15 protein-coding genes are annotated in these 18,122 nt (G+C 71.1%); 12 read left to right on the top strand and 3 right to left on the bottom strand.

All coding sequences use genetic code 11. The features are described from left to right. Positions 1 to 14: 14 nt before the first annotated feature. Positions 15 to 1,046, bottom strand: a complete 1,032-nt coding sequence (locus AMK18_RS07790) for a LacI family DNA-binding transcriptional regulator (protein WP_073862195.1) — start codon at positions 1,044 to 1,046, stop codon at positions 15 to 17. A gap of 365 nt (positions 1,047 to 1,411) precedes the next feature. On the opposite strand from AMK18_RS07790, the gene AMK18_RS07785 reads away from it, so the two are divergent. Genes AMK18_RS07785 through AMK18_RS07760 form a run of 6 tightly spaced genes read left to right on the top strand, consistent with a single transcriptional unit; the run spans position 1,412 to position 10,960 of the window. Continuing rightward, positions 1,412 to 2,698 carry an ABC transporter substrate-binding protein gene (locus tag AMK18_RS07785; RefSeq protein WP_018104826.1) on the top strand — a complete coding sequence of 429 codons (1,287 nt, stop codon included), beginning with the start codon at positions 1,412 to 1,414 and terminating at the stop codon, positions 2,696 to 2,698. 8 nt (positions 2,699 to 2,706) lie between these two features. Next, on the top strand, positions 2,707 to 3,624 hold the full coding sequence (locus AMK18_RS07780; RefSeq protein ID WP_073862194.1) for a carbohydrate ABC transporter permease: 918 nt from the start codon (positions 2,707 to 2,709) through the stop codon (positions 3,622 to 3,624). Continuing rightward, on the top strand, positions 3,621 to 4,481 hold the full coding sequence (locus AMK18_RS07775) for a carbohydrate ABC transporter permease (protein ID WP_018104828.1): 861 nt from the start codon (positions 3,621 to 3,623) through the stop codon (positions 4,479 to 4,481). Before AMK18_RS07780 ends, AMK18_RS07775 begins: the two co-directional genes overlap by 4 nt. A 46-nt stretch (positions 4,482 to 4,527) precedes the next feature. Then, entirely contained in the window at positions 4,528 to 5,781 is a 1,254-nt protein-coding gene (locus AMK18_RS07770; protein WP_073862193.1) for a glycoside hydrolase 5 family protein, read from the top strand. Between the two features lie 54 nt (positions 5,782 to 5,835). Next, complete coding sequence (locus tag AMK18_RS07765; protein ID WP_073862192.1) at positions 5,836 to 7,902, top strand: endo-beta-N-acetylglucosaminidase; 2,067 nt, start codon at positions 5,836 to 5,838, stop codon at positions 7,900 to 7,902. Between the two features lie 40 nt (positions 7,903 to 7,942). Beyond that, a complete protein-coding gene (locus AMK18_RS07760) occupies positions 7,943 to 10,960 on the top strand; it encodes an alpha-mannosidase (RefSeq protein ID WP_073862191.1) in 3,018 nt (1,005 codons plus the stop codon). A gap of 121 nt (positions 10,961 to 11,081) precedes the next feature. Here AMK18_RS07760 and AMK18_RS07755 read toward each other — a convergent pair whose 3' ends face one another. Next, positions 11,082 to 11,546: a MarR family transcriptional regulator gene (locus AMK18_RS07755; RefSeq protein WP_073862190.1), complete on the bottom strand. Its 465-nt coding sequence runs from the start codon at positions 11,544 to 11,546 to the stop codon at positions 11,082 to 11,084. A gap of 82 nt (positions 11,547 to 11,628) precedes the next feature. Then, a complete protein-coding gene (adhP, locus tag AMK18_RS07750) occupies positions 11,629 to 12,642 on the bottom strand; it encodes an alcohol dehydrogenase AdhP (RefSeq protein ID WP_073862189.1) in 1,014 nt (337 codons plus the stop codon). A gap of 159 nt (positions 12,643 to 12,801) precedes the next feature. Between adhP and yhfZ the strand changes: the two genes are divergently transcribed. The 6 genes from yhfZ (at position 12,802) to AMK18_RS07720 (ending at position 18,122) form a co-directional block, all read left to right on the top strand. After that, a complete protein-coding gene (gene yhfZ / locus AMK18_RS07745; protein WP_018104836.1) occupies positions 12,802 to 13,740 on the top strand; it encodes a GntR family transcriptional regulator YhfZ in 939 nt (312 codons plus the stop codon). Positions 13,741 to 13,838: 98 nt separating this feature from the next. Then, a complete protein-coding gene (locus tag AMK18_RS07740) occupies positions 13,839 to 14,225 on the top strand; it encodes a PRD domain-containing protein (protein ID WP_073862188.1) in 387 nt (128 codons plus the stop codon). A 36-nt stretch (positions 14,226 to 14,261) separates the two neighbouring features. Beyond that, positions 14,262 to 14,618 (top strand): DUF2620 domain-containing protein, encoded by a 357-nt coding sequence (locus AMK18_RS07735; RefSeq protein WP_073862187.1) that lies wholly within the window; start codon positions 14,262 to 14,264, stop codon positions 14,616 to 14,618. 47 nt (positions 14,619 to 14,665) lie between these two features. Continuing rightward, positions 14,666 to 16,003, top strand: coding sequence for a YhfT family protein (locus AMK18_RS07730; protein ID WP_073862186.1), 1,338 nt, complete (start codon positions 14,666 to 14,668; stop codon positions 16,001 to 16,003). Between the two features lie 47 nt (positions 16,004 to 16,050). Beyond that, positions 16,051 to 17,004 carry a phosphotriesterase family protein gene (locus AMK18_RS07725; protein WP_073862185.1) on the top strand — a complete coding sequence of 318 codons (954 nt, stop codon included), beginning with the start codon at positions 16,051 to 16,053 and terminating at the stop codon, positions 17,002 to 17,004. 2 nt (positions 17,005 to 17,006) lie between these two features. After that, positions 17,007 to 18,122: an aminotransferase class V-fold PLP-dependent enzyme gene (locus AMK18_RS07720; RefSeq protein ID WP_073862184.1), complete on the top strand. Its 1,116-nt coding sequence runs from the start codon at positions 17,007 to 17,009 to the stop codon at positions 18,120 to 18,122.

Raw genomic sequence — 18,122 nt, 5'->3', positions numbered from 1 at the left:
GGGAGGCGCCGGAGTCAGGGCGTCCCGGCGGTCTCGTGCGCCGGCGCCGTGCTGCCGCGTTCGATGAGGTCGGGCAGGGCCACCCGCACGGTGCGCGGCGGACCCCCGTCGAGCAGGGTGGTGAGCTCCCGTGCCGCGAGCCGGCCGAAGGCGACCGGGTCGCGGGAGAGCGCCGTCAGCCAGGGTGCGGTCAGCCGGCACAGCGCGGAGTCCTCCCAGGACACCACCGACACATCGCCCGGGACCCGGACGCCCAGCCCGGTCGCCACGGCCACCCCGGCCGCCGCCATCACGTCGTTGTCGTAGATCAGCGCGCTCGGCGGGTCGGTCCGCTTCAGGACCCGACGGGTGGCGGCAGCGCCCTCGGTGTCGGAGTAGTCCGTGGTCACCGAGTGCACCCCGGTCAGGCCGCGCCGGTCCGCCTCCAGGCGGAGCGAGCGGATGCGGCGGTCGGTGTGCGCGAGCGAGGGGAGGCCGGCGATGTGCACGATGCGCCGGTGCCCCAGCTCGTACAGGCGGCCCACGATCGCCGCCATCGCGCCCGCGTCGTCGGCGCGGACCTGGGAGAGGCCGGGGTGAGGACCGGTGTCGGTGCCGGGGAGGGCGCCGATGATGACGCCGGGGAGGCCCAGTTCGTCGAGGAGGGAGACGCGGGGGTCGTCCGTGCGCGGGTCCACGACGAGCACGCCGTCGACCCGGTGTTCGGCCCACCAGCGCCGGTAGACCCCGCACTCGTCCGCCACGTCGTCCACCACCTGGAAGAGCAGACCCAGATGACGCTCGGACAGCACCTCCTGGATGCCGGAGATCAGCTGGAGGAAGAAGGAGTCCACGCCGAGATTGGCCGCCGGGCGCGCCACGACCAGGCCGACGGTGGCCGATCCCTCGCCGGACAGGGCGCGGGCCGCGGCGCTCGGGCGCCAGCCCAGCTGTTCGGCGACGCGCCGCACCCGGGCGCGGGTGACCTCGGAGACTCCCGGACGGTCGTTGAGCGCGAAGGAGACGGCGCTCTCCGAGACACCGGCCCGCTGGGCGATGTCCTTCATGGTCGGCCGCTTCGGAGCCACCCGTGCCTCACTTCCTGCCTCGCCCGCGGGTACTGACGGGCCGTCGGGCCCGCTGGCCCCCGGGGCATCGTAGAGCTTCCCCGGCCGTTTGGTCGAGAGTGGACGCCCAACCGACTAAAGCGCTTGAGCTGTGCCTAGCTAAAGCGCATTAGTAAGCAGCTGTCAATAGCTCTGCACAGGCCCTTGACCTGCACAGATGCGACAACGGGAGATTATGTTCCGGTGAATGTATTGACTTTGAGCACAGGCGCATTGCAGGGTCTGTCGGGCGAACGCGGCCCGCCGGGTCAGGGACCCCGGGACCACCGTCCGCGCGCCTGGTCCGAGCAAAGGAGCCGTTCACCGTGCACATCTCCCGCAGAGCAGTCGCCGCTGCCGCCGTCCTCGCCACCGTCCTGCCACTGAGCGCCTGCGGCGGGGGATCCGGCTCGGACTCGTCCGACGCCTCGGGCAAGGTCGAAGGGAAGATCACCTTCCAGACCTGGAACCTCCAGGCGAACTTCAAGGACTACTTCAACGGGGTGATCGCGGACTTCGAGAAGAAGTACCCGGGCACCGAGGTCAAGTGGGTCGACCGCCCCGGCGAGGGCTACGCGGACAAGATCAGCGCGGACGCGGCCGGAGGCACCCTGCCCGACGTCGTCAACGTCTCGCCGGACCTGGTCGCTCCGCTGGCCAAGGCCGGTCTCGCCCTCGACCTCGACAAGGCCGCGCCGAAGTACCGCAAGGAGTACCTGGACGGCGCCTGGAAGAGCCACCAGATACCCGGCACGGAGGGCACGTACGCCTTCCCCTGGTACCTCAACACCGGGCCGATGTTCTACAACAAGCGGCTGTTCAAGGACGCCGGACTCGACCCGCAGAAGCCGCCGACCACGTACGACGAGGTCTTCGCGGACGGTCTGAAGCTGGCGGAGAAGAGCCACGGCAAGGTCGCCACCCTCGCCAACGTCCCCACCATCGAGGACTTCGGCCGGTACGGCGGTCAGCTGATGAACAAGGAGGGCACGGGCTTCGCCTTCAACGACGCGAAGGGCGTCGAACTCCTCACGCACTACAAGGAGTTGTACGACGCCAAGGCGCTCGACCCGCAGGCGCTGACCGCGACGCCGGAGTCCTCGGGCCACAAGTTCCTCACCGAGTCCGTGGCGATGAACCCGGGCAGCGCGCTGGACCTGGCCAACTTCAAGAAGCAGGCTCCGAGCCTCTACAAGAACATCGGGATCACCGACCAGGTCAGCAGTACCGGCAAGGCCAACATGTACGTCATGGGCGTCATGGTGAACGCGCAGTCCAAGCGCAAGCCCGCCGCCGTGGCCTTCGCCCACTACGTGACCGACGCGACCCGGCAGATGGAGTTCGCCAAGCAGGTCGCCATCTTCCCGAGCACCGCCGGCTCGCTCGACGACCCGTACTTCACCAAGGAGGACGGGACGGACGAGACCCGCGTCCGCGTCGCCGCCGCGAAGTCCCTGAAGACGGCCGTCAACTACACCCCGGTGCTGTTCAGCGAGCAGATGAAGACCGAGCTCCGCAACCAGATCGCCAAGGCGCTGCAAGGGAAGCAGAGCCCCAAGGAAGCGCTTGACAACGCTGTCAAGGCGTGTGACCGGCTGTTGCAGCAGAGCTGAGCCCTCCCGTGAAATCCCCCTCCCCCACCGCCGCGGCGGGCCGGCCCACCGGCCGGATCCGCCGCCATCTGCCCCTCAGCCCCTGGCTGTTCGCGGCGCCCGGTCTGATCGTGGTCGGCGCCTTCAGCCTCTACCCGTTCTTCAGCACGCTGGTGAACTCCTTCACCGACCGGCGCACGCTGGTCCCCGGCTCGTACGTCGGCCTGGCGAACTTCCGGGAGCTGCTGCACGACGAGATGTTCTGGACCGGCCTGCGCAACAGCGTGCTGTACGTCGTCGGCGTGGTCCCCGCGCTCGTCATCCTGCCGCTGCTGCTGGCGATGCTCGTCCAGCGGCACATCCCCGGCATCACCTTCTTCCGGTCGGCGTTCTACACCCCGGTCGTCGCGTCCATCGTGGTCGTCGGCCTGATCTGGGTGTGGATGCTGGACGACCGCGGGCTGATCAACGCGGTCCTGGAGGCCGTCGGCATCGGCAAGGTCGGCTTCCTCAGCGACCAGTGGCTGCTGCTGGGCAGCGCGATGACGGTCACGGTCTGGAAGGGCCTCGGCTACTACATGATCATCTATCTGGCCGCCCTCGCGAACGTACCGAGGGAGCTGCACGAGGCCGCGTCCGTGGACGGTGCCGGTGTCGTACGCCGCTTCTTCACGGTCACCGTGCCCGCCATCCGGTCCACGATGGTGCTGGTCGCGGCCCTCTCCTCGGTCTCCGCCTTCAAGGTGTTCTCCGAGGTCTACCTGATGGCCGGCCCCTCCGGCGGACCTGCCGGCGAGGACACCACCCTGGTGATGCTCGTCCAGCGGGTCGGCACCGGGCTGAGCGGGCGGGTCGGTTACGCCTCCGCCATCTCGGTCGTCATCTTCGTCGTCACCGTCGGCCTGATGCTGCTGGTGCTCCGCGCCGACCGCAAGGAGGACGCGTGAGCTTCCTGAAGACCACCGACGCCGAGGGCCGGCGCATCCCCGTCTGGCAGCTCGTGCTGCGGTACGTGCTGCTGCTGGCGGTCCTGGCCCTGACCGTCGGGCCGTTCCTGTGGCAGCTGTCGACCTCGCTGAAGGGCCCGAACGAGGACATCTTCAGCTCCCCGCCGAAGTTCTTCCCGAGCGATCCGACCCTGGACAACTACAGCCGGGTCGCCGACACGATCCCGGTCTGGGACTACGCGCTGAACTCGCTCAAGGTCGCCTCCGCCAACGTGGTCACCAACTGCGTCGGCTCGGCGCTCGCGGGATACGCCCTGGCGAGGCTCCGCTACCGGGGGCGCAGGGCCGCGACGCTGGCGTTCATCCTCGCCATGCTCGTACCCGTGGAGGGCATCATCATCGCCCAGTTCACCACCATGCGTGACCTGGGGCTGAACAACACCCTGCTCGGTGTGCTGCTGCCGGGGTCGGTCGGCGCGATGAACGTCCTGCTGATGCGCAACGCGTTCCTGAACCTCCCCGTGGAGATCGAGGAAGCGGCGTTCGTGGACGGTGCCAACGTCTGGCAGCGCTTCCTTCGGATCGCGCTGCCCTCCGTCAAGGGCACCCTCGCCGTCGTCGCGATCTTCGCCTTCATGGGCTCGTGGGACGACTTCCTGTGGCCGCTGATCGTCCTCAGCGACCCGGAGAACTTCACCCTGACCATCGGTCTGAACTACCTGCACGGCACCTTCGCCAACGACGAACGGCTCGTCGCGGCGGGCACGATCATCGCCGTGCTGCCGCTCATCATCCTCTTCGCGGGGCTGCAGCGCTTCTTCTTCCGGGGCGTCGGCGAAGGCGCCGTCAAGGGCTGACCCGGACCGCCCCCTCGCACCACTAGAACCAGGACTCCTGTTCCGTATGAGCACCTCCCCCTTGCGTTTCGGCGCCAACTACACGCCCAGCCAGGGCTGGTTCCACCACTGGCTGGACTTCGACCTCGACGCCGTACGCGCCGACCTGGACTCGATCGCCGGCCTCGGCCTCGACCACATCCGGGTCTTCCCGCTCTGGCCGCTCTTCCAGCCCAACCGCACCCTGATCCGCCCGCGCGCCATCGAGCAGCTCGTGCAGCTCGCCGACGCCGCCGCCGAACGCGGCCTCGACGTCAACGTGGACGGGCTCCAGGGCCACCTGTCGAGCTTCGACTTCCTGCCCGCCTGGACCGGTACGTGGCACCGGCGCAACCTCTTCACCGACCCGGACGTCCTCGCCGGGCAGGCCGAGTACCTGCGCACCCTTGCCGCAGCTCTCGCCGACCGGCCGCATTTCCTCGGGATGACCCTGGGCAACGAGATCAACCAGTTCTCCGGCGACCCGCACCCCGACCCCGACCGCATCACGCCTGAGCAGGCGGACGCCTGGCTGACACGGATGCTGGCGGCCTGCGAGGAGGGGGCGCCCGGCAAGCTCCACCTGCACGCCGAGTACGACGCCGCCTGGTACCAGGACGACCACGCCTTCACCCCGGCACAGGCCGCACGCAGGGGCGCCGTCACCGCCGTGCACTCCTGGGTCTTCAACGGCACCGCCCAGCGCCACGGCCGTACCGGCACCGCCACCGAGCACCACGCCGCCTACCTCATCGAACTCTCCAAGGCGTGGGCGCTCGACCCGCACCGGCCGGTCTGGCTCCAGGAGGTCGGCGCGCCCGCCCCGCTGATCCCCGCCGAGCACGCCGCCGCGTTCACCGAGGCGACCGTGGCCAACGCCCTGGACTGCGAAGACGTGTGGGGTGTCACCTGGTGGTGCTCCCACGACGTGTCGCGCTCGCTGGCCGACTTCCCGGAGCTGGAGTACAGCCTCGGGCTGCTGACCAACGACCGCCGGGTCAAGCCGGCCGGCCGGACCATCGCCCGCATCGTCCAGGAGCAGCGCGACCGCACCCACCGCCCCGCGCCCCGGACCACGGCCCTCGTCGTCGACACCGGGGACGACGAGACCGCGCCCCGCCGCTCCGTCTGCGCCCCCGGCGGCGCGGTCTTCGAGGCGTTCGCCCGGCTCACCGCCGACGGTGTCCGCCCCACCACCGTCCTCGCGAGCAGGGCCTTCGACCAGGACCACCTGGCCGCCCGTGGCATCACGAAGGTCGTCACGCCCGAAGAGGTCAGCTGACCCCGCGTCACCCGCACCGCACCGGAATCGAACCCGCACGATACGGAGCACACCATGACCCAGTCCCCGCGACGCCCGTCCGCACCCAGCCGCCGCACCGTGGTCCTCGCCGGAGCCGGAACCGCAGCCGCTCTGCTCACCCCCGGCCTGGCCACGACCGCCCATGCCGCCGCACCTGTCGCAGATCAGCCCTGCGCCTCGTACTGGTTCCCCGACTCGCTGCCCACCGGCACGCCCGGCGACGGCATCACCTGGCGCAGCCTGAAGGCCTGGCGCCCCGAGACCGACCCGGACCTGCCGTTCAACACCGCGTCCGTACCGCTCGCCGACCGCTTCACCCCGGTCCCGGCCAACACCACGGCCCGGACCGACCAGGCGCGGATCACCTCGCTGGTCGCGTTCGGGAACACGGCGGGCAACCCGTCGCAGGGCTCGGCCACCGCCGACTACTACGCCCTGAACCACTGGGCGTACATCGACGAGCTGGTCTTCTGGGGCGGCTCGGCGGGTGAGGGCCTGATCCTGGCGCCGAACGCCCCGGTCGTGGACGCGGCCCACCGCCACGGGGTGCCCGTCCTCGGGACCGTGTTCCTGCCGCCCGTTCACCACGGCGGCGACCTCCGGTGGACCCGCGACCTCGTGCAGCGGGACGCGGCCGGGCGCTTCCCGCTGGCCGCGAAGTTGGTCGAGGCGGCCGTCGCGCACGGCTTCGACGGCTGGTTCCTCAACGCCGAGACCGAGGGCGGGGACGCCGAGCTCGGCGCCGAGATGCTCGCCTTCGTCACCGAGCTCCGGGCGCGCAGCGACGCGGCGGGGCTGCGCATCACCTGGTACGACGCGATGACGGTGAAGGGCGAGGTCGGCTGGCAGGGCGCGCTCAACTCCGAGAACACCGCGCTGTTCCGGGAGGCGGACTCGATGTTCGTGGACTTCCGCTGGACGCCCGCGTCGCTCGTCTCCTCCGCCGCGAACGCCGAGGCCGCCGGACGCAGCCGGTACGCCCTGTGGGCCGGCGTGGATGTGGAGTCCAAGGGCTGGGACGCGCCCGTCGACTGGGACGCGATCATTCCGGCCGACCGGCCGCACACGGTCGGCTACGGCTTCTACCGGCCGGAGTGGACCCGCGGCCACCTGCCGGAGGACCGTACGCCCGCTCAGTTCCACGCCGCCGACCAACGGTTCTGGACCGGGCGGTCCCTGGACCCGGCCCGGCCGGACGGCACGGACAGCTGGCGCGCGCCCGCGCAGGCCGTGGCCGACCGCTCGACGGTGAACCGGCTGCCGTTCGCCACCACCTTCAACACCGGCCACGGCCTGCGCTGGTACGAGAACGGCCGGGTCGCCTCGGACGCCGAGTGGAACCACCTCGGGGTGCAGGACCGGCTGCCGGGTCGCCGCTGGGTCGTCCGCACCGAGGGCTCGCGCCCGTCCGTGGGCTTCGACTTCGAGGACGCCTGGCGCGGGGGCAGCAGTCTCCTGGTCGCCGGGGAGTTCGACGCCCCGGTCACCGTAGACCTCCATCGCACCCGGCTGCCGCTGTCCCGGCGCACGGTCGTGGAGCTGACCCACCGCACCGACGCGGGTTCGGGCCCGGTCACCGTCGAGCTGGCCGTCGCCCTGCACGAGCCGGACCGGCCGGGCGATCCGGTGGCGTACACGTACATTCCGGCGGGCGAAGTCCGGACGGGCGGCAGCGGGTGGACCACCTCCACGCTGCGGCTGAACTCCCTCTCCGGTACGGCCGGTACGGTGCACGCGCTGGGGGTGCGCCTCACGGCGGCCGGTCCGGTGCGCTGGCGGCTCGGCGCCGTGGCCGTACGGGACCGGGCCGAGACGCCCACCCCGCCGACCGCACTGCGCGTCACCGGAGCGTCCCGGGGCGCCGACGGCACGGACCTCCGGCTGCGCTGGCACCGCTCCCCCGGCACCCCGCGCCACTACGAGCTGCACCGCGTGCTGCCCGACGGCACCCGGCGCTTCCTGGGCGCCACCGCCTCCACCGCGTTCTTCGTGCCCGGCCTGCGCCGGGAACCGGGCGAGAAAGCCGCTCGTTTCCAGGTCAGGGCAGTTGGCGAGCTGTACACGACCTCCGGCAGCGCCTCCACCGCGCACCGCTGGTAACCCCCCACCCGACCCACCCACTCACAACGGAGTCCCCCTCATGCACGACGACCGCAGCCTGGTCGAAGCCCGTCTCAAGCGCGTCCTGGACGAGCGCATCCGGCCCGCCGTATACCCGGAGTCCGTCCCGCTGGACGTCGCCGTCTGGAACGCGCCGGGCGAGCCCGTCCCCGTCGCCGAGGGCCTGGCCGGGCCCACCGAGCCGATCGCGGTCGGCGACCGGTGGGGCGCTCCGTGGGGCACCTCCTGGTTCAAGGTCTCCGGCACGGTGCCGGAGGCGTGGGCGGGCCGGACCGTGGAGGCGCTGCTCGACCTCGGCTTCGACGAGAACATGCCGGGCTTCCAGTGCGAGGGCCTGGTCTACCGCCCCGACGGCACCCCGGTGAAGGGCCTCAACCCGCGCAACCAGTGGGTGCGGGTGGGCGCCCCGGTGGCGGGCGGCGAGGAGGTGCTGCTGCACGTCGAGGCGGCGTCCAACCCGGTGATCCTCGACTACCACCCCTTCCTGCCCACGCAGCTGGGTGACAAGGAGACCGCCGGCAGCGAGCCGCAGTACACGCTGGCCCGGATGGACCTCGCCGTCTTCGACGAGGACGTGTGGAATCTGGTCCAGGACCTGGAGGTGCTGGGCGAGCTGATGCAGGAGCTGCCCGTGGAGGGCGCCCGCCGCTGGGACCTCCTGCGCGCCGTCGGCCGGGCGCTGGACGCGGTCGACCTCCAGGACGTGGGCGGCACGGCGGCCGCCGCCCGCGCGGAGCTGGCCGACGTCCTCGCGACGCCCGCCGCGCCCTCCGCCCACCGCATCAGCGCGGTCGGCCACGCGCACATCGACTCCGCCTGGCTGTGGCCGCTGCGCGAGACGGTCCGCAAGGTGGCCCGTACGACGTCGAACATGACCGCGCTCCTGGAGGACGAGCCGGACTTCGTCTTCGCGATGTCGCAGGCCCAGCAGTTCGCCTGGATCAAGGAGCACCGCCCCGAGGTCTACGCGAAGGTCAAGGCCGCCGTCGCGGAGGGCCGGTTCGTGCCGTCGGGCGGCATGTGGGTCGAGTCCGACACCAACATGCCGGGCTCCGAGGCGATGGCCCGGCAGTTCGTGCACGGCAAGCGGTTCTTCCTCGACGAGTTCGGCATCGAGAACGACGAGGCCTGGCTGCCCGACACCTTCGGATTCGCGGCCGGGCTGCCCCAGATCATCAAGGCCGCGGGCTCGAAGTGGCTGCTCACACAGAAGATCTCGTGGAGCCAGACCAACAAGTTCCCGCATCACACCTTCAACTGGGAGGGCATCGACGGCACCCGGATCTTCACGCACTTCCCGCCCGTCGACACGTACAACTGCTCGATGAAGGGCAGCGAGATCGCCCACGCGGCGACGAACTTCAAGGACAAGGGCGTCGCGCAGCACTCGCTGGCGCCGACCGGCTGGGGTGACGGGGGCGGTGGCACCACCCGCGAGATGATCGCCAAGGCCGCCCGGCTGCGGAGCCTGGAGGGCTCGGCGACGGTGACGTGGGAGACCCCCGCGGACTTCTTCACCAAGGCCGAGGCCGAGTACACCAACCCTCCGGTCTGGGTCGGCGAGCTCTACCTCGAGCTGCACCGCGCCACGCTCACCAGTCAGGCGAAGACGAAGCAGGGCAACCGTCGCAGTGAGCACCTGCTCCGCGAGGCCGAACTGTGGGCCGCCACCGCCGCTGTGCGAACCGGCTTCGCCTACCCGTACGAGCAGCTGGACCGGATCTGGAAGACGGTGCTGCTGCACCAGTTCCACGACATCCTGCCGGGCTCCTCGATCGCCTGGGTGCACCGCGAGGCCGAGAAGACGTACGCGGCCGTCGCCGAGGAGCTGCGCGGCATCATCGACGCCGCGCAGCGCGCGCTCGCCGGTGACCCGGCGGGCGGACGCGCCCTCGTGTTCAACGCCGCGCCGCACTCCCGCGGCGGCGTTCCCGCCGGAGCGGCGGCCGTCGCCGCGACGGACGGGACCACCCCTGCCGCCCCGCGCGAGGGCGGCGGCCATGTGCTCGACAACGGCCTGCTCCGGGTGGAGATCGACGGCCGGGGCCTCGTCGTCTCGGCGTACGACATCGCCGCGGACCGCGAGACCGTGGCGCCGGGCGCGGCCGCGAACCTGCTTCAGATCCACCCCGACTTCCCGAACATGTGGGACGCGTGGGACGTCGACGCGTTCTACCGCAACACCGTCACGGACCTGACGGACGTGGACGAACTGGCCCCGATGGAGAACGGCGTGCGGATCGTCCGCAGCTTCGGGGCATCGAAGGTGACCCAGCTGCTCACCCTGGAGCCGGGCGCCAAGCGGCTCGACATCGACACGGAGGTCGACTGGCACGAGACGGAGAAGTTCCTGAAGGCCGCGTTCCCGCTGGACGTGCACGCCGAGCGGTACGCCTCCGAGACCCAGTTCGGGCACTTCTACCGGCCCACCCACACGAACACCAGCTGGGAGGCGGCCAAGTTCGAGGCGTGCAACCACCGCTTCGTGCACCTGGAGGAGCCGGGCTGGGGCGTCGCCCTCGTCAACGACTCGACGTACGGCCACGACGTCACGCGCACCGTCCGGGACGCGGACGCGGGGACGACGACCACCGTGCGGGTCTCGCTGCTGCGCGCGCCGCGCTTCCCCGACCCGGAGACCGACCAGGGCGTGCACCGCTTCCGGCACGCACTGGTGCCCGGAGCGGCGATCGGCGACGCGGTCCGCGAGGGATTCCGTGTGAACCTGCCGGAGCGCCGGGTCACCGGTGAGCGCGAGGTGGCCCCGCTGGTGGGTGTCGACAACGACGCGGTCGTGGTCAGCGCGGTCAAGCTGGCGGACGACGGGAGCGGCGACGTCGTCGTGCGGCTCTACGAGTCGACGGGCGGCCGCGCGAAGGTGAACCTGGCCACCGGCTTCCGGGCCGCGGGCGTCGTGGCGACCGACCTGTTGGAGCGGCCGCTGACCGATGCCCCGGTGCCCGAGAGCGACGGCGAGGGCGTGCGGTTGTCGCTGCGCCCGTTCGAGCTGGTGACGCTGCGTCTGACGCGCGGCTGACGCCGGGATGCGAGGGCTGCCGCCCCGGTGCTGCGGGCATCGGGGCGGCAGCGCGTACGCCCCTGCCGGAGGCGGGACGGCGACGGCCGACGTGCGGGGGCTGCGGGAGCAGCGCCCTCCGTCAGTCGGGCAAGTTGCCCTCACCGCCGAGGTTGGCGACCATGCGGCGCAGAACGTCGATGGTGGTCGCGAAGTCGGCGGTGTCGACGCCTTCGTGCACCTGTCGATGGACGCGGAGGTTGCGCTCCCTTGCCCGGAGCCGCCCTTCCTCCCCCGCCTCGGTCAACGTCATGAGTCCCGCGTTCTCCGTCAGCCAGCCGCGGTCGACGAGGTCGTCGAAGACAGCGTCGAAGTCGGTCCCGAGGTCGTCCCACTTCGTCAGCCGCTCGGTCAGCGTCGCACGGTTCCAGCTGCCCGGTTCCCCGGCCACGTGGTTGAGCGTCCACCAGTGCGGCTGGGTCAGGTGCTCCACCGCCAACTGCTCCCGCAGGGCCCCGACCACCAGCCGGGCCGCCACGCCGGCCCACGCCCCGATGGGCTGAGCCGCCAACTCCTGCTGTGAGTACTCCTTGAGCGTCGCGCTCATGTGCCCCTCCTCGTGATCAACGGAACACGGCCAACGTAGAAGCTCAAGTCCGATTGAGGTCAAGGGCGAGTCCGGCGCTCCCTCAGGTCATGTCGAAGACGAGGCGGCCGGGCACCTTGCCCTCCAGCACCTCCTCGATCGAGGCGTTGATGTCGGCCAGGTCCCGGGTCTCGCGCACCACGCGGGTGCGGCCCAGGCTGTGCAGGCGGAAGACCTCGGCCAGGTCCTGCCGGGTGCCCACGATCGATCCGACGATCTTCGTGCCGTTGAGCACGGTGTCGAAGACCGGGATCTCCAGCTTGCCCTCCGCGGGCAGGGCCACGAGCACCAGCGTGCCGCCGCGCCGCAGTGAGGCGTACGCGGCCTCGAACGACGCGTTGCTCACCGCCAGGGAGACGGCCGCGTCGGCGCCCCCGAGCCGCTGCGTCTCCTCGGCCACGTCCTGCACGCGCGCGTCGATGACGTGGTCCGCGCCCAGCTCCCCGGCAAGGGCCAGCTTCTCGTCGGTGACGTCGACCGCGATGGTCTCGGCGCCGAAGATCCGGGCGTACTGCAGGGCCAGATGCCCCAGTCCGCCGATGCCGGAGACGAGCACCCGGGTGCCGGGGCGCGCGCCGGAGAGCTTGACGGCCTTGTACGTCGTGACGCCCGCGCAGGTCAGCGGTGCCGCGTCCAGCGGGTCGATGCCGTCGGGCACGGGTACCACGTAGGTCCCGTGGGCTAGGGCGTACTCGGCGTGGCTGCCGTCGACCGAGTAGCCGCTGTTCTGCTGCTGGAGGCAGAGCGTCTCCCAGCCGGACACGCAGTGGTCGCAGTGTCCGCACGCCTCGCCGAGCCACGGAATGGCCACCCGGTCCCCCACGGCGAGGTGGGCGACCTGGTCGCCGGTCGCCTCCACGATGCCGATGCCCTCGTGGCCCGGGACGAAGGGCGGCGACGGCTTGACCGGCCAGTCGCCGTGCGCCGCGTGGATGTCCGTGTGGCACAGCCCGGAGGCCTCCATCCGCACGAGGACCTGATGGCCGGCGGGCGAGGGAACCGGCCGGTCCTCGACGGTCACCGGCTCGGTGAAGCTACGGACAACAGCGGCTCTCATGGGGTTCTCCTCCGCTTCGATACGTACGCCTGTCCGGGGCGAGGCGCCCACAGGGAACAAAAGACATGAATCAGGCTATTACGGACCATCTACTCGCACACGGCGTGGTTTCGGCGAGGATCCTTGTCAATATCCAGAATCCTGTTTACTGTTCCCTTCGTGAACGCCTTTGATGAGCGCTTCCTCACGCGCAACGGACTGGCCGCCCGCCAGCTCGCGGTCCTGCTGCTCAACCATGAGCCGGACACGCGGCTGCCCCGGGTGCGGGACTACGCGGAGGAGCTGGGCTGCGGAAACGGCACGGTCCAGGCGGCCCTTCAGCTGCTGGAGGAGTCCGGCGCCATCAGGACGACCGCCCGGGGACACCTCGGCACCTTCCTCGCCCACTCGGACCGCTCCATACTCTGGCGGCTCTCCGGGCTCGGGACGCTGCTGGCCGCGATGCCCCTGCCGTACTCCCGCCGGTACGAGGGCCTGGCCACCGGACTGCGCGGCGCCTTCGAGAAGGCGGGCGCACCCTTCGCGATCACGTTCATGCGGGGCGCCGGGGCCCGTACCGCCGCCCTGCTCGAAGGCAAGGTCGACCTCGTCGTCCTGTCCCGCTTCGCCGCCGACGAGCTGATCGCCGAGCATCCGGTGGAGCTGGTGGCGGACCTGGGGCCGGCCACCTACGTCGGCGCGCACGGCATGCTCCTGCGCCACGGCGTGGACCTGGACACCCCGGGCCTGCGGGTCGCGGTCGACCACGCGTCGGAGGACCTGCGCATGCTGGTCGACCGGGTCTTCGCCGGGCGCCCGGACGTCCAGCTGCTGGAGGCCTCGTACATGCAGCTGCCCGACCTCTTCGCCCGTAAAGAGGTCGACGCCACCGTCTGGAACCTGGACGAGGTGCAGGACCGGCTCGGGTTCGGCGTCGACGTGCTGCCGCTGGGCGACGAGGTCACCCGCGAGCTGTCGCTGCGCAACTCGAGCGCGGCGATCATCGGGCGGACCGAAGGGGCCAAGGCCCTGGCCGCCGTCCGGGACTCCCTGGATCTCCCCCTGATCACCTCGCTCCAGCGCGAGGTGCTGGAGGGCACACGCCTGCCCTCCTACTGAGCCCCGGGCCGATCGGGACGAAGGTCCTGCCCGTGACGGGACCTTCGGCCTCATCAAAATACAAAATCCTGGTTACTGTCGATTTTAGGAGGATCGCCATGGACGACCAGCTGGCCCTGCGGCTTCAGCTCTTCCGCGAAGGCGGACAGATCAAGCCCGAGGTGGCCGACTTCGTCACGGCCGAGCTCGCCGCCCTGGAGGCGGAGGGCAACACCGTGACCGAGGCGACCGCGGGCATGCTCACCAGCCACCTGATGATGGCGCTCACCCGGCTGCTGAACGGCGAGGCCATCGAGCAGTTCCTCACCGACGACCAGGTCGCCGCCGAACTGGCCGGGCACCCCCAGGCCGTCGATCGCGCCCGTGCCGTCGCCGAGCGCGCCCGGCACGAGCTCGGGGCCGCCCTCCCGGAGTCCGAGGTGAACTTCCTCGGCATGCACCTCGCGGTGCTGGCGCAGCAGACGCCCGCCGCCCCCTCCTCCTGAACCACCCCGTCCCCACCCTCTGGAAAGAAGCAGGACATGACGAAGATCCTCGCCGGCGGCGTCGGCAAGACCGAGGTCACCCAGACCATCAAGCAGCTCGGCATCGAGGGCCTGGAGGTCACCGCCTCCAGCGACATGGACGCCGCGATGAAGCTGCGCGTCGCCCAGGCCGACTACTACCTGGGCACCTGTCACACGGGCGCCGGTGCCTCGCTCGGCGTCCTCGTCGGCCTGATGGGCAGCGCCGTCTGCCACACCTTCGGCCGCACCGTCCCCACCGAGGAGCAGATCACCGCCCTGCTGGACGAGGGCAAGAAGGTCTTCGGCTTCTCGATGGACCAGATCGACACCATCGCTCCCCTAATGGCGCGCGCCATCGCCGCCCGCGGCTGACTCCAGCCACCCCGCTCTGATCACCCCGGGCACGAAGGAGTGACCCCGTGAGTACGACACTCGCAGCCGGTACGAGCCTCGACTTCTCGCTGGCCCAGCAACTGACCGTCATAGCCCTCTGTGCGCTGACCGCGTACATCTCCCACATGGCGCTGGCCGTCTTCAACGACGGCGTACGCCCGTTCCTCCTGGACTTCATCCAGGGGCGCACCACGCGCAGCGCGACGACGGCGGTCTCGTTCGGCCTCTCGGCCGGGTTCATCTTCGGGCTCGGCGCCCCGATGGCCCTGTCCACCGGTGTGCTGAACCCGTGGCTCCTCTTCCTGCCCACCGACATCCTCGGCATGCTGTCGCCGAAGAAGTGGCTCGCCCCCATCCTCGGCGGCGCCTGGGGCGCGGTCGTCGTCTTCGGGCTCAACGGCGCCAACAACGTGGCGCATGACCTGCCGGTCGACTTCATCACCGCCATGCAGCAGATGTCGACCCCGATCCTCTTCCTCTTCACGCTGTTCCCGGTGCTGGCCATCACCAAGCAGTTCGGCCGCAAGTGGGGCGGCATCGCGGGGGTCCTGGAGTTCGCCCTGGTCGTCATGACCATGAAGCTGTGGCCCAACATGTTCGCCGGCGCGCTGGCGATGGCCGTCGGTGTGCTGATGCTCATCGGTCTCGCCGTCGCCAAGGACCTCGCCCAGCGCAAGGCGGACAGGGCCGCAGGCGTGAGCGAACCCCTCATCGAGGGTGACGACCCGATGGCCTCCCTCTTCAGCGCCAGCGCGGCCCGGCTGCGCCGGTACCTGCCCCTGTTCATGGTGCTGGGCGCCGGGGTCTGTGTGCTCGCCCAGATGCACATATTCGGCGGCGGCGAGGCGACCAGCTTCCTGATCGCGAAGGGGCAGTACTCGGAGGCGGCGCAGGTCGACTTCTACCGCGTCTTCGGTTTCATCCCCCTGATCGCGACCACCGCGCTGGCCTCCGGCGCGTACGGCATCGCGGGCTTCACCCTCGTGTACCCCATCGGGTACCTGATGCCGAACCCGTTCCTCGCCGCGATCGTCGGCGCCCTGGTCTTCGCGGCCGAAGTACTGGCCCTGTCCTACATCGGCAAGCTCCTCGGGCGGCTGCCCAGCGTCCGCGACTCCTCGGAGCACCTGCGCAGCGCGATCAGCGAGACGCTCCAGCTGGCGATCCTCTTCGGCTCGCTGATGGCGGCCAACGCCATGGGCGGCGGCCTGGGCATCCTCGTCGTCGGCGGGCTCTACCTGCTGAACGAGGCGATGGGCCGGCCGGTCGTCCGGATGGCCGCGGCACCGGCCGCGGTGATCGTCGGCGGCATCCTCCTCAACCTCCTGTACTGGATGGACCTGTTCACACCGATCAAGGGATAGCCCCACGCCCCTGATCACACAGGCCGACCCAAGAAGGACCCCCCACGATGAACAGCCCCGCCCCCGTGCTTCGTACCGTTCTCGGAGACATCGTCCCCGACGCGGTACGGGGCCCCGCCCTGGCCCATGAACACCTCGTCCTCGACCTCGACCACCGGGGTGACGGCGGCGCCGTGCTCGCCGCCGGCCGGCACGCCGCCGCCGTCACCGCCGAACTGGCCGCACTCCGCGAGGAGTACGGACTCGCCCTGGTCATCGAGCTGACCTGCCGCGGCATGGGCCGCGACGTGCGCGCCCTGGCCCGGATCTCCCGGGATGCCCGGGTCGCCGTCGTCGCCGCGACCGGCTGGTACTACGAGCCGTTCCACACCCCCGAGATCGACAGCGGCAGCGTCGGGGACCTCACCGCCACCCTCGTCCGCGAAATCGAGGACGGCATCGGCACGACCGGCATCCGTCCCGGCGTCCTCGGCGAGATCGGCAGCCACGGGGACGTCCCGACGCCGCCCGAGAACAAGGTGCTCCGTGCTTCGGCGCGGGCCGCCCTCGCCACCGGGCTCTCCGTCGCCACCCATGCCCAGCTCGGCCGCGGCGGCCTCGCTCAGCTGGAACTGCTCACCGCCGAGGGGCTGCCCCCGCACCGGATCTCGGTCGGTCATCAGGACCTGCTGGACGATCCAGCGGTGCACCGGGAGCTGGCCGCGAGCGGCGCGTACGTCGCCTTCGACACCGTCGGCAAGGACGGCTACCAGAGCGACGACACCCGGCTGCGGCTCCTGCTCGCCCTCCTGGAGGCGGGGCACGCCGACCGGGTCCTGCTCAGCTGCGACATCTCCCGCCACGGCTACCTCACTTCCGAGGGGGGCCAGGGTTACGGCCACCTCTTCGGGAGCTTCCTGCCCAAGGTCCGTGCGGCGGGCGTGGACGACGACCTGATCGACCTGCTGACCCGCCGCAATCCGCTGCGCTTCCTCAGCGGCGTGAACGTGGAAGAGAGCTGACCATGCACCCCGTACTCCCCCGGACCTACCCGCTGGCGACCGTGGCCCCGGCCGACGCCGTCGCCCGGCAGTTCCGGCTCATCGAGGCCACCGCCCGTCACTTCGAGGGCCCGCAGCTGTTCGCCTCCGACGCCGGGGTCGTGCCCGGGCTCGGACGCCCCGCCACCACCGCCCGCGTCGAGTCCGTCCTCGCCGACTTCTTCGGCGCCGAGGGCGCCGCCTTCGTCCAGGGCGCGGGCACCGGCGCGATCCGGGCCGCCCTCACCGCCGCCGTCCGGCCGGGCGACCCCCTCCTCATCCACCGGGCGCCCGTCTACCGCACCACCGAGGTCACGCTGCGCGGCCTCGGCGTCCAGACCGTGCAGGCCGACTTCAACGATCCCGACGAGCTGCGCGGGGCCCTGGAATCCGGCCGGTTCCGCTGGGCCTACGTCCAGCACACCCGGCAGCGGCTCGCCGACTCCTACGACCCCGGCGCGGTCCTCTCCGCCTGCCGGGCCGCCGGCGTCCGCACGGTCGTCGACGACAACTACGCCGTGATGCGCACCCCGGCGGCCGGGGTCGAACTGGGCGCCGACGCCTCCTGCTTCTCGCTGTTCAAGCTGCACGGCCCGGAGGGCGTCGGCATCGTCGTCGGCGCCGGGGACCTGATCGAGCACATCCGCCGCGACAACTACTCCGGCGGCGGCCAGGTCCAGGGACACCAGGCGCTCGACGCGCTGCGTGCGCTCACCCACGTACCGCTCATGTGGTCCGTGCAGTCCCAGGTCGGCGCCGAGGTCGCCGAGCGGCTGACCGCGGGCGAGGTGCCCGGGGTCGCCGAGGTCCGGCTCGCCAACGCACAGGACCGGTGCCTGCTCGTCCGGCTCGACCGGCCCGTGGCCAGGGAGCTGCCCGCCGTCGCCGCCCGCTTCGGCGCGGCCCCGTACCCGGTGGGTTCCAACTCCCGCTACGAGATCACGCCGCTCTTCTACCGGATGTCCAGCTCCGCCCTGGACGACTCGCCCGAACTGACCGACTGGACCGTGCGCATCAACCCGATGCGGGCGGGCGCGGACCTCGTCATCGAGATCCTGCGCCGGTCGCTGGCCGCGCTGAACGACCGGAAGGGCGACTGA

The sequence above is a fragment of the Streptomyces sp. CB01249 genome (assembly GCF_001905735.1).
Classification (GTDB): domain Bacteria; phylum Actinomycetota; class Actinomycetes; order Streptomycetales; family Streptomycetaceae; genus Streptomyces.
The sequence above is the reverse complement of the archived record's forward strand: the minus strand, read 5'-3'. Positions and strand labels throughout refer to the sequence as shown.